Annotated in this window: 8 protein-coding genes; 3 read left to right on the top strand and 5 right to left on the bottom strand. The window is 63.7% G+C overall.

The window, feature by feature from the left end:
• The first annotated feature begins 60 nt into the window (after window positions 1–60).
• A complete protein-coding gene (locus tag K3165_RS09445) occupies window positions 61–297 on the top strand; it encodes a hypothetical protein (RefSeq protein WP_221548635.1) in 237 nt (78 codons plus the stop codon).
• 3 nt (window positions 298–300) lie between these two features.
• Here K3165_RS09445 and K3165_RS09450 read toward each other — a convergent pair whose 3' ends face one another.
• The 5 genes from K3165_RS09450 to K3165_RS09470 form a co-directional block, all read right to left on the bottom strand.
• Complete coding sequence (locus K3165_RS09450) at window positions 301–993, bottom strand: hypothetical protein (RefSeq protein ID WP_221548636.1); 693 nt, start codon at window positions 991–993, stop codon at window positions 301–303.
• Window positions 994–1,010: 17 nt separating this feature from the next.
• Entirely contained in the window at window positions 1,011–1,799 is a 789-nt protein-coding gene (locus K3165_RS09455) for a hypothetical protein (RefSeq protein WP_221548637.1), read from the bottom strand.
• Between the two features lie 240 nt (window positions 1,800–2,039).
• Window positions 2,040–2,345 carry a hypothetical protein gene (locus K3165_RS09460; RefSeq protein ID WP_221429168.1) on the bottom strand — a complete coding sequence of 102 codons (306 nt, stop codon included), beginning with the start codon at window positions 2,343–2,345 and terminating at the stop codon, window positions 2,040–2,042.
• A gap of 167 nt (window positions 2,346–2,512) precedes the next feature.
• Window positions 2,513–5,368: a M16 family metallopeptidase gene (locus tag K3165_RS09465; protein WP_221548638.1), complete on the bottom strand. Its 2,856-nt coding sequence runs from the start codon at window positions 5,366–5,368 to the stop codon at window positions 2,513–2,515.
• Window positions 5,369–5,407: 39 nt separating this feature from the next.
• Window positions 5,408–7,645: an acylase gene (locus K3165_RS09470; protein ID WP_221548639.1), complete on the bottom strand. Its 2,238-nt coding sequence runs from the start codon at window positions 7,643–7,645 to the stop codon at window positions 5,408–5,410.
• Between the two features lie 135 nt (window positions 7,646–7,780).
• Between K3165_RS09470 and K3165_RS09475 the strand changes: the two genes are divergently transcribed.
• Together K3165_RS09475 and clpB are read left to right on the top strand one after the other, a co-directional pair.
• On the top strand, window positions 7,781–9,229 hold the full coding sequence (locus K3165_RS09475) for an ATP-binding protein (RefSeq protein ID WP_221548640.1): 1,449 nt from the start codon (window positions 7,781–7,783) through the stop codon (window positions 9,227–9,229).
• Window positions 9,230–9,364: 135 nt separating this feature from the next.
• A complete protein-coding gene (gene clpB / locus K3165_RS09480) occupies window positions 9,365–11,941 on the top strand; it encodes an ATP-dependent chaperone ClpB (RefSeq protein ID WP_221548641.1) in 2,577 nt (858 codons plus the stop codon).
• Window positions 11,942–12,307: the final 366 nt, after the last annotated feature.

Genomic DNA, 12,307 nt, shown 5'->3' on the forward strand with positions numbered 1-12,307 from the left:
GGCCGCCGGTGAAAACCGGCGGCCCTTTGTGTTTCTGGAGAAGCGATGTAGCTTCGCCCCATGAAGTGGATTTTTATCGTCTTCGTGGTGCTCTACGTACTGGCGGTTTTCCTGCTGGCAGTGGGCACATTCGGTTGGTTCGGACAGGAGCGGGATCCGCTTTCCGGCGTCTTCCTGATGCCACTGGGCCTTCCGTGGAACATCCTGGGCGACAGGCTGGGGCTCGGCGGACCGCTGCTCGCGATCCTTTCACCGGCCATCAACGCGGGGATCCTCTACTGGCTCTGGAAGCGGTAGGGCTCATCCCCCCGTAATAAGCGCATCCACGACAACGTAGGTTTCCGGGCCGAACCGGATCGTTACCTGGTCGCCGTCGCGCGTCGAGGTCAGGTCCCAGCCGGCCGAACCGTCCGCCTGTGCGCTGTCCGCGCCATAGGGGGTGGTGCCGTTGAAAAAAATCGCGCGCTTGCGGCCGTCGGGCTTGGTGACCTCGACCAGATGCGTGCCGTCCTCGCCCCAGTTGCGCTTGACCCCCGCGTCGCAGGTTTGAGTGGGCGGTCCGTTGTCGAATCCGCAGCTCAACATCGTGGTGGCGTTGTAGTCGGTGCCCGCGACCGTGGCATCGCCCTCGCCATAGGCTGGCTCTACCGGGCCGTTTTCGCCCATCCCGGCATTCGCATCGCCCATCGGCACGCTGACGAGGCGCACGCCGTCGACGGTGTCGACAATCGTGCCGCCCAGCGCTTCGGCCGAAGCCTGGTTGGGGCAGCCGACAAGCATCGCGCTGTCGTCGAGATAGTTGGAGGTGGCAGCGCTCTCGCCGAGATTCCGGCAGGGATCGCCCGCGTTGGGATAGCCTTCACCGAAGGGCGCAAGGCTGTCCGGGATCGCGACCATCTCGTCGGTCGTGGGAGCCTCAGGCTCGGTTTCACCGCCACCGCAGGCGGCAAGGGCGAGCGCCGAAGCGCCCGCCGCAATAAGCTTGAACTTCATGCTGACTACTCCTGCGTTCAGCGGCACTTGGGATGGCGACCGATGTCGCGCAGGTCGTAGAAACGGCCATCGGCAATGGTCACCTGGACGCACTGGTTCGACTGCGCGCGCCACTGGATCGAGTAGCGGGTATTACCGCTGGTGAAATTATCGACCTGGCGGAAGCCGCGCCGTTCCAGCTCGCTCATTCCGCCCGCTGCCCGTGCGTCCTTGAGGTCCTTGAACCTTGCAACTTCGGCATGGCCGCCGCGACCGTAGTGGTGTTCCGCATTGGCCCGGCGCTCATCCACCCCGGCATGGTAGCCATCGACGTAATCCTGCGACTTGTCCGGATTGTGGAAGGGGTGGTGGTAGAGACCGTCGGTATGACCGCGTTCGAACTGCCGGTCAGCTTCGCGATCGTCGTTGTGCTTGCCGTCGTCGTGGTGGTGTGACTTGTGGCCGAGGATCGCGCCGAGGATGGCGGCACCAGCGACGACACCGACAGCGGCTGCGGCATCGGCACCCTTGTGGTGTCCGCAATCCTGGTCGCTGGCATCGTTGATGGTCATCACCCGACCATCGTAGACCTCGACATTGACGCAATCGTCGTCTGCGGAATCCCACCAGTAGCTGTAGACATAGCCGTTCGACTGCTTGTGCGTGGAAACATGGGTGAAGCCGCGATCGCGCAACTGGTATTCGGCATCGCGGCCGAGCGATCCGTTGATGAATGTCAGTTCACTGGCCTTTTCCGCCATTGCCGGAACGGCAACCATCGAACCGAGGGCGATGCTAGCTACTACGATCTTCGAGATATGGGTCATGCTTCCTCCCTTGCGCCATCGTCAAAATGACGCCGCTGCCAGAATGCGAATCGACCCGAAAAATCGTTATGCGAGGCACACTAAGGTGAAAAATGGCCGGAATGGGGCAATAAGGTGACCGGCGTTGCATTTAGTGCGTCGGGATCGCGCGCGGGTAGGGACGGATTGAGCCCGGCAGGCAAACAAAAAGGGCCGCGGGAGCAATCCTCCCGCGGCCCTTCCCGTATTCTGTGAGGGAGCTTAGCCCTGGCGTTCGCCGGTCAGTGCCATGTCACCGAATGCGCCGGCGTTGACGGTGCCCGTCAGCTGGTCGCCATTGACGGTTGCCTTGCAGTTCAGCGTCATCGGCATCGGCACGGTCATGTCCATCGCCCAGGTCAGCTCGTCGCCGTTGATCTTGCCGTCCTTGACGTCCATCGAGCCCATGCCGCCGGCCATCGAGCCGGTGAAGGTGTTGCCATCGTCACCCGGAACGACGGTGAACGTGCCCTTCTGGTCGCCCATCGGGCTCTTGACGACGGTGTCATAGGTTCCTGCTACGGACATGCGTATTCTCCTTATGGATGCGGTCGCTCAGCTGAGTGGACCGCGCAAACTCTGCGGGCTTGTTTACACGTGTGTCAGTTACGTTCAACTGCAAAGCCCATAGGCGAAAAAGGGGCGGGAACCGCTCTGTGTTCCCGCCCCTCGATTATTCAAAGGTTGCGCCGTGCTTACTCGTCGGCGGGAAGTTCGCGAACCTCGATCGGCAGGCCGAGCGGTTCGAGCTGTTCCATCACCTGTTCGGCATCGCCGACCACCAGCCAGATGAAATCGTCCTCGTTCAGTGCGGCGCGGGCCGCAGCATCGAGGCTGGCCGTGGTCTGGCCCTGGTACTTCTCGACCAGCGTTTCGTAATAGTCGTCCGGACGGCCATAGAGCGCGTTGTTCTGCAGCGCGCCGAGCACCGAGCCCGAAGTTTCGAAACGGCCCGGCAGTTCGCCGACTTCCGAGGCGACGTTGCGGGCCAGCTCTTCATCGGTCACGCCGCGGGTGGTCAGGAACTCGGAGATTTCCCGGCGCACTTCGGCGAGGCTGTCCCCCGTACGGTCGGCCTGGACGCCGCCGGCGGTGAAGTAGACCACCGCGTTTTCGAAGGTCTGCGCACCACCGCGATAGCCGTAGCTCCAGCCCTTGGTCTCGCGCAGGTTCATGTTGAGACGCGCGAGGAAGTTGCCGCCCAGCGAATTGTTCGCATTGGTGAAGTCGATGTAGTTCTCGTCGCGCGCATCGAGCGGCGTGAGCTGTGCGCCCACGATGTAGCTCTGCGGCGAGTTCGGGCGGTTGTAGAGGATGATGCGGTTGCCCTGCGTGGCCTGTCCGGTCGCGGCAAAGGTCTTGGTGCCCTTTGCTGCTGCCGGTGCATTCCAGTCACCGAACACCGCGTTGAGCGAGGCGACGACTTCGGCCAGCGGCTTGTCCGAGACGACGAAAACTTCGCCATTGTCCGGACGGATCCAGCGATCCTTGAAGGCGGAAAGGTCGGCTCGGGTGATCGCGCTTACGCTTTCGACCGTGCTCGTCCCGCCATAGGGATTGGCCTCGCCGAAGATCTCTGCAGGCATCGCGTTGAAGGCGATGCCGTTGGGCGACTTCATCTGCTGGCGGATGCCGGTGATCGTCTGCGTGCGGACACGCTCGAGATCGGCCTCGTTGAATGCCGGGTTGCGGATGATGTCGCTCATCAGTTCGAGCGAGGGCGTGAGGTTCGAAGACAGAGCCGACAGGGTGAAGGTCGAACGGTCGCTGCCGCCGCCGGTCGAGATGGTCAGGCCCAGGCGTTCACGCTCTTCGGCGATCTCCTGGCTGGTCATGTCGGCCGTGCCTTCGTCGAATAGGTTCATCGTCAGGTCTTCGAGACCGCGCATTCCGACCGGGTCGGCTGCGCTGCCGGCATTGAACGACATGGTGACATAGGTCGCGGGGACCGCGTCACGCATGGCGTAGGTCACCTGCATGCCGTTGGCGAGCGTCGCACGTTCGACATCGGGGAAGTCGAGCGAGGCGATCGTGTCGATCGGCGGGGCGGGGCGCACCGTGGTGACGGTCAGCTCTTCCGCATCGCGGTTGCGCTCGCTGGCGTTCTCATCGTCGGAAGCAACCGAGGCAGCTTCCTCGTAGCTGTCGTCACGCTCGCCCGGTTCGAGGACGAGGGTGAAGGCCGGACGGGTCATCCAGCGCTGCATTGCGGTCTTGACGTCTTCCGGCGTCAGCGTCGCGAGCGTGTCGAACTGGCTCTTGTAGAAGCCCGGATCGCCGGCGAGCACTTCGCCGCGAGCAAGCGTCACTGCCTTGCCGCCGAAGCCGCCGACCTGTTCGAGGCCGCGAATGGTGCCTGCAAGATCGCTGGTGGCAGCGCGGCGGACTTCATCAGCCGTCGGGCCTTCCGCGATGTATTCGGCGATCAGCTCGTCGAGGCGGGCCTCGAGCGTTTCAAGCTCTACGCCCGGCTTGAGCGTAGCGCTGACCAGCAGGATGCCGACGCGCTGGAAATCGTAGTTGCCTGCACCGACACCCACGGCAAGCTGCTCGTCGCGAACGAGGATTTCGTCGAGGCGGCTCGAAGCAAGCCCGCCGAAGACGCTGGCGCCGACGTTGAGCGCGGTCAGTTCCTCGCTCGTGATGCCGGGAACGGCCCAGTACTTGGTGATGGTCGTCGCTGCGACATTGTCACGCATGACGCTGCGCTTGTCTTCGGTAAGCACGGGGATCGCTGCTTCGGCCGGGTCGTTCACCGGGCCGCGATTGATCGGGCCGAACCACTTTTCCATCAGCGGCTTGGCTTCGGCAGCCGAGATGTCGCCCGCCAGCACAACCGTGGCGTTGTTCGGGCCATACTTGTCGCGGAACCAGCTCTGCACATCGTCCATCGATGCGCTGTCGAGGTCGGCCATCGAACCGATCACCGAGTGGCCGTAGGGGTGGCCTTCGGGGAACATGTTCTCGAGGATCTCATAGAAGACGAGGCCACCGGGCTGGTTGTCGCCCTGGCGCTTTTCGTTCTGCACGACGCCGCGCTGATTATCGAGTTTCTCCTGCGTGACTGCGCCAAGCAGGTAGCCCATGCGGTCGCTTTCCAGCCACAGCGCGCGTTCGAGCGCGGGGCGCGGCACCGTCTGGAAATAGTTGGTACGGTCGAAATTGGTGGTGCCGTTATAATCGGTCGCGCCCATTTCCTGCAGGTACTGGAAGTAGTCGTTCGGCGCGTTTTCCGAGCCATTGAACATCAGGTGTTCGAACAGGTGGGCAAAGCCGGTCTTGCCTTCGGGCTCGTCCTTCGAACCGACATTGTACCACACGGCGACGCCGACGATCGGGGCCTTGCGGTCCTCATGGACGATCACGTCGAGGCCGTTGGCCAGCGTGAATTTCTCGTAGGGGATGGCGACCTGGTCGACCAGCGTGGTCAGGCTCTCGGTCTCTGCAACCTGCTCCGTCGCGACCGAGGCACTGGAAACCGGCTCGGAAGAATAGGACGAACACGCCGAGACGGCGAGGGCAATAATACTGGTCGAAATTAGGCGCTTCATGTGGCTCTCTCCAGTGAAATAGACGGGCTGCTTAGGCAATTACGGATTGTGCGTCACCCTTTTCCGGCTGACGGCATTGGCGAGGACATCCTCGCGCCAGAAGTAGACCGGTTTCAAGCGGTGCTGGACGAACAGCTCCATCTGGTCTGCGTAATGCGGCGATTCAGGCCGCGTGGTGGCAGCGCCATAGGGCTGGATCGATTGCGATGTGACGCGTTCGCCCGGCATCCATTCCACCCACTGGATGAAACTGTCGCCGTGGCGCACGGCGAGGCGGCCGTCCTCGTTCACATCCCAGAGCGTCGAGGCGCGAAGCGTGTCCGACCCGCCGTCGAGCGGAAGGTCGATGTCGCCCTGCCGCAGTCGGAGCAGCTCGCTCATCGGCGGATCGATCCGGCCGAAATGGGTTTGTAGGTGTGCGACATGGGCTTCCAGCTCTGCACGGACGTCGGGCCATTCCTTGTTCTGGTAGGACGAGGACATGAACTCGCGGATCATCAGCAGGGCGAGCGCGTCTGCGCGGCCCTCGCTATCGGCATCGAAGTCCCAGCCCATCAGCATGTCGCGTGCCTCGGCAAGCTTGCCGTCGTCCGACAGGTCGAGCGCTTCGAGATCGTCCCACAGCCGCGCGACATAACCTTCGCGGGCATAGCCGGTGTCGTATTTGATCCGCCGGAGCGCCTCGCGGTCGAGCAGTTCGCTTTCGCTCAGCAGCTTGAATGCGCGCCGTGACCGGTTCGTCTGCTTCAGCTCCACGCCCAGTTCGGGTGCAAAGTCCTGCGGAGACAAGTCGCTGCCGTCACCCGCTGCGGTGAAGGGCGCGTTGTTGGCGTTGTAGAGCCAGCCCGAGGCGGGGTTCACGAGACGGGGTAGTTCCTCGTAATCGACCGCACCGTCCCAGACGAGGTCGGGATCGGTCCCGTCGAGCACGCCGCGCCAGTTCGCACCTTCGGGCCGGTCGGGAATGGCGGCGTTGTAGACATAGGCAATGTTGCCGTCTGCATCGGCGTAGATGAAGTTGGTCGAGGGGATGTCCATCCGCGCAAGGATGCCTTCCCATTCCTCGAGCGTTTCGGCCTTGTTGAGCCGGTAATAGGCGTCGAGCTGGCCGAGATTGTCGATCCCGCCATAGCGGAATGCAAAGAACCCCTTGTCGTTCTGGATCACCGGGCCGTGGACGCTGCGCAGAATGTCGCGGGGAATGGGCAGGGTCACGGGGCCGATGCGGACCGGAAGCGTCACGCTCTTCGTCTCAAGCTCGCGCCACTCGCCGCCGAAGCGATAGCGGGTCCCGCTCTCGTCCATTTCGAGTTCGTAGACATCGACCATGTCGGGCGTGTTGACCGTATTGGTCCAGCCGAGGTTCCTATTGTGTCCGAGGAAGGGGAAGGGCGAGCCGGGGAAGTTCGCGCCGGCATAGTGCCAGCCTTCCTCGCTCTCGACGACCAGCTCGTACCAGGCGACGCCGCCGCGCAGCGGCTGGTGGCTGTTGGAAATGAGCGTGGTCGGGCCGCCGGACTTTTCTGGCCGTACGGCAAAGGCATTGGAGCCGGAAAGCGCGCCGTCCTCGCCCATGTGCAGCGGCAGGGCGCGGGCCTGTTCGCCGCGTTCGGGCAGCGCGGGCGGGGGCGGAGCATCGTCTTCTAGCGTCGGGGGCGGGGGTGCGTCGGGGCGCGGGAAACCGGGAATGTCCGGGCCTTGTTCCGGGCGCAGGTCGCTGCCCTCGACCAGCGGCTGGATCACGCCGTTGAGACCGAAGAAAAACGGCTGGCGCAGCGCGAAGTTGGCGGCCACGTCCTTCCCGTCGACCGGAAAGAGGTTCGCCAGTTTCAGCTCGTCGGGGTTCTGCTGCGCATAGTCGTTGAGGCCGGTGGCATAGGCTTCGAACAAGGCGCGCGTATCTTCGGGCAGCTGCGGATAATGCCGCTCCGCCGTACCGCGCGCATCGAGCAGGTGATAGACGTAGTCGATCGCCGCGCCGTCCTCGCCCGCGATGGCTCCATAGCGCCCGCGGGCCATGGCGATTACGTCCTGCAGGGTGGCGAAATCGTCTTCGGCATGGGCAATGGCGACACCGTAGGCGACGTCGCGATCACGCTCGCCATAGATATGCGGCACGCCGTAATCGTCACGGATGATTTCCGCCGAATAGCTTTCCGTGCTGCGTGCTACATCGTCGCGCTTGGCCCAGAAGGGTTCCCAACTCGCCAGCGCCACGAATGCCACGAGTGCGAGTGCCAGAAGGGCGAATCCGATCCGCCCGAACCATTTCCACATAGAATTCAGTCCTCTCTCGAAACCTGCCTAGCGATGCTGTGCGGGAGTCGCAATCGGCAGGGCTGCGATCATGCTGGGCAAAACAATGGTTAGCACCCTTCCACTTTGCGGATTCGGCCCGCTAGCCAAGCCCTCGTGACAGCGCAGATCACCATCGGCCACGAAACGTCCGGCAAGCCGGTCGAATTCGACATCGAGGAACTCCTCGCCACCCGCTTGCTCGTCCAGGGCAATTCGGGAAGCGGCAAGTCGCACCTGCTGCGAAGGCTGCTCGAAGAGAGCGCGGGACTGGTCCAGCAGATCGTGATCGACCCGGAAGGTGACTTTCCTTCGCTTGCGGAGGAATTCGGGCATGTCGTGATCGATGGCGCGGCCTATTCGCCCGGAGAGATCGAAGCGCTCGCCCGCCGCATCCGCGAACATCGCGCCAGCGTGGTTCTCGACCTCGACGGGCTGGAGGTCGAACAGCAAATCCGCTGCGCCGCACAGTTCCTGACCGCTTTATTCGATGCCCCGCGCGAGCACTGGTATCCCGCTCTGGTGGTGGTCGACGAAGCGCAGATGTTCGCGCCAGCCGCCGCTGGCGAAATGGCGGAAGACACGCGCCGCATGACGCTCACCGCGATGACCAACCTCATGTGCCGCGGGCGCAAGCGCGGGCTTGCGGGTATCGTCGCGACGCAGCGGCTGGCGAAGCTCGCCAAGAACGTCGCCGCAGAAGCATCGAACTTCCTCATGGGCCGCACTTTCCTCGATATCGACATGGTGCGCGCCGCCGATTTGCTCGGGATGGAGCGGCGTCAGGCGGAACGCATCCGCGAGCTCGAGCGCGGGCATTTCCTTGCGCTGGGTCCGGCAATCACGCGCCTGCCGATTGCCTGCAAGATCGGGCCTGTGAAGACCGGCCACCAAGCACGCAGCGAAGGGCTGATGGCGCTTCCTGATACCGCGCCTGCGGACATGGCCGACCTCCTGACGCGCGATCTGGCGAGCGATGTTGCGACGCCCACGCCGCCGCCGGCTCCTCCGCCCGCGCCGTCGATGGACGAGATCGCCGACAACATCGCGCATGCTGAAGAGCGCCAGGTCGAAGCGCCCGCAGAGCCGGTCGAGCCCTCTGCAGTCATGATGCGGATCGAGCAGATCATCGGCGAACTCGCGGGGCAGGAAGGCATCGCCTTCCAGTCTGCCAGCGCGCAGTACCAGACCTTCCTCACCACCTGCCGCCGCGAACGCCTCATCGGCCCGATGCCCGACATGCATGCCTTCCGCCGGAAGTTCGCGATTGCCGGAGCAGGGCTGGGCGATCTTGGCGAGGAGATGACGGCGCGCATCATGCAGCTCGCCGGTGCAGTCGACGAAGACCTGCTCGGCCCCTTCCTCGTCATCGCCAAGGCGGCGCATGCAGGCGAAACGCAGGTCGACGAGAACGAGCTGGCGCGCGCCTATGGCACCAGCTCGCCGGGCCGTATCCGCCGCCTGCTCGATCACCTCGAGCGGCAGGGCCTGATCGTCGTGCGCGAGGATTTCGGCGGCGGGCGTACGGTCATGGTGCCGGGCCTGGAAGGGCTTCCGGCCGAATAATTTTGCCCTTGCCTCTCGCCAATCGGCAAGGCACCCCTATATGCGACTAACACACCTCGCTAAAATTGCAGGCGGGGTCTTGTGTTGCATAAGCGCCACACCATATTCAGGCGGTAATTTGATGGGGTATTCTCGATGAATCTCGAAAAGTTCACCGACCGCGCCAAGGGCTTCCTGCAGGCCGCGCAGACGGTCGCGATCCGCATGAACCACCAGCGCATCACGTCTTCGCACCTACTGAAGGCGCTGCTCGATGACGAGCAGGGCATGGCTGCGCAGCTGATCCAGCGCGCGGGCGGCAATGCCGGTGTGGCGATCACCGAAGTCGACACGGCACTGGGCAAGATCCCGGCAGTGTCGGGCGGCGGCGCGCAGCAGACGCCGGGCCTCGACAATGATGCCGTGCGCGCGCTCGACCAGGCGGAACAGCTTGCCGAAAAGGCGGGGGACAGCTTCGTCCCCGTGCAGCGCATCCTCCAGGCGCTGACGCTTGCCGACAATGACGCAGGCAAGGCGCTGAAGGCGGCTGGCGTGAACGCCAAGTCGCTCGAAGAGGCGATCCAGGAAGTGACCGGCGGCCGCACCGCCGACAGCGCCGGCGCGGAAGAAAGCTATGACGCGATGAAGAAGTACGCGCGCGACCTCACGCAGGCGGCGCGCGACGGCAAGCTCGATCCGGTGATCGGCCGCGACGAGGAAATCCGCCGCACGGTCCAGATCCTCGCCCGCCGCACCAAGAACAACCCGGCTCTCATCGGTGAGCCCGGCACCGGCAAGACCGCGATCGCCGAAGGCCTCGCGCTGCGCATTGCCAATGGCGACGTTCCCGACAGCCTCAAGGGTCGCACGCTCATGTCGCTGGACATGGGCGCGCTGATCGCGGGCGCGAAGTATCGCGGTGAGTTCGAGGAACGTCTCAAGGCCGTGCTCGACGAAGTGAAGGGTGCCGAAGGCCAGATCATCCTGTTCATCGACGAGATGCACACGCTGATCGGTGCGGGCGCGAGCGAAGGCAGCATGGATGCCGGCAACCTGCTCAAGCCGGCCCTGTCGCGCGGCGAACTGCACTGCATCGGCGCGACCACGCTCGACGAGTACCAGAAGTATGTCGAGAAGGACCCTGCGCTGCAGCGGCGCTTCCAGCCCGTCTACATCGACGAGCCGAGCGTCGAGGACACGATCAGCATCCTGCGCGGCATCAAGGACAAGTACGAGCTGCATCACGGCGTACGCATCACCGACGGTGCGATCGTTGCCGCTGCGCAGCTGTCCAACCGCTACATCCAGAACCGCTTCCTGCCCGACAAGGCGATCGACCTGATGGACGAGGCCGCCAGTCGCATCCGCATGGAAGTGGAATCGAAGCCCGAGGAAATCGAGGGCCTCGACCGGCGCATCATCCAGCTGCGGATCGAAGAGCAGGCGCTGCAAAAGGAAACCGACCAGGCTTCGAAGGACCGTTTGGAATCGCTCCGCAAGGAACTGGCCGAACTCGAACAGCAGTCGAGCGAACTGACCACCCGCTGGCAGAACGAGCGCGACAAGATCCATGCCGAAGGGCGGATCAAGGAAGAACTCGACCATGCGCGGATCGAACTGGAGCAGGCGCAGCGCGCCGGTGACCTCCAGAAGGCGGGCGAGCTGCAATACGGCAAGATTCCCGAGCTCGAAAAGAAGCTCGAGGAAGCGAGCGGCCACACCGAGAACGCGTTGCTCAAGGAAGAAGTCACCGAAGACGATATCGCCGGTGTCGTGAGCCGCTGGACCGGCATCCCGGTCGACAAGATGATGGAAGGCGAGCGCGAGAAGCTGCTCGACATGGAGAATATCCTGTCGAAGCGGGTGATCGGCCAGAGCCAGGCCATCGACGCCGTGTCCAAGGCCGTGCGCCGTGCGCGTGCGGGCCTCCAGGACCCCGGTCGTCCGCTGGGCAGCTTCCTGTTCCTCGGCCCGACCGGCGTCGGCAAGACCGAGCTCACCAAGGCGCTCGCCGGGTTCCTGTTCGATGACGACACCGCCATGGTCCGCATCGACATGAGCGAGTTCATGGAAAAGCACGCGGTCGCCCGCCTGATCGGCGCGCCTCCGGGATATGTCGGCTATGAAGAAGGCGGCGTGCTGACCGAAGCCGTGCGGCGCAGGCCCTATCAGGTCGTGCTGTTCGACGAGGTCGAGAAGGCCCACACCGATGTCTTCAACGTGCTGCTGCAGGTGCTCGACGACGGTCGCCTGACCGACGGGCAGGGCCGCGTTGTGGATTTCAGCAATACGTTGATCATCCTCACCTCGAACCTCGGCAGCCAGTATCTTGCCAGCATGACCGACGACCAGAAGGTCGAGGATGTCGAGCCGCAGGTGATGGACGTGGTGCGCGGGCACTTCCGACCCGAGTTCCTGAACCGGCTGGACGAAATCATCCTGTTCCACCGCCTTGCTCAGGAGCACATGGCACCGATCGTCGATATCCAGGTCGCGCGGGTCCAGAAGCTGCTCAAGGATCGCAAGATCGTTCTCGACCTCACCGACGGAGCGAAAAAGTGGCTGGGCCGGGTGGGCTATGACCCGGTCTATGGCGCGCGCCCGTTGAAGCGCGCGGTCCAGCGTTACGTGCAGGATCCGCTCGCCGACATGATCCTTGCCGGCAATGTGCCGGACGGGTCGACGGTGAAGATCGACGAGGGCGATGGCGCGCTCGAAATGAAGGTGTCCTGATCGAACACACGGGGCGCGCGAAGACCCGCTTCGCGCGCCCTGTCATATCGCCGCAACAAGGCAGGCGATTCGCATGTCGCATTCGAATGCCAAAATGCCGGCACGCCCGGGCGTGAAATAAAGTAATCCAAAATTCGCAGCCCGATATTAGATTCTTACGCCCGTAATTCTCCGGCTCCTAGGTGCGCCTCGAAAGTTGTGTGATTTGGGCAACAATACCTCCAAAACCGCCGCCGGCGCTTTGACTTGTACCTACGGTTAACGCAGAAACCGGCGCAGTTGGGACTGGGGGTCCGTCTTCCCGGAATAATTCCACGCAATGGATCCAGGCGTCACTAGGGGGGCGTCGCATTGTGTGTCCGGGGT

The organism is Qipengyuania xiamenensis (genome assembly GCF_019711495.1).
GTDB classification, from domain to species: domain Bacteria; phylum Pseudomonadota; class Alphaproteobacteria; order Sphingomonadales; family Sphingomonadaceae; genus Qipengyuania; species Qipengyuania xiamenensis.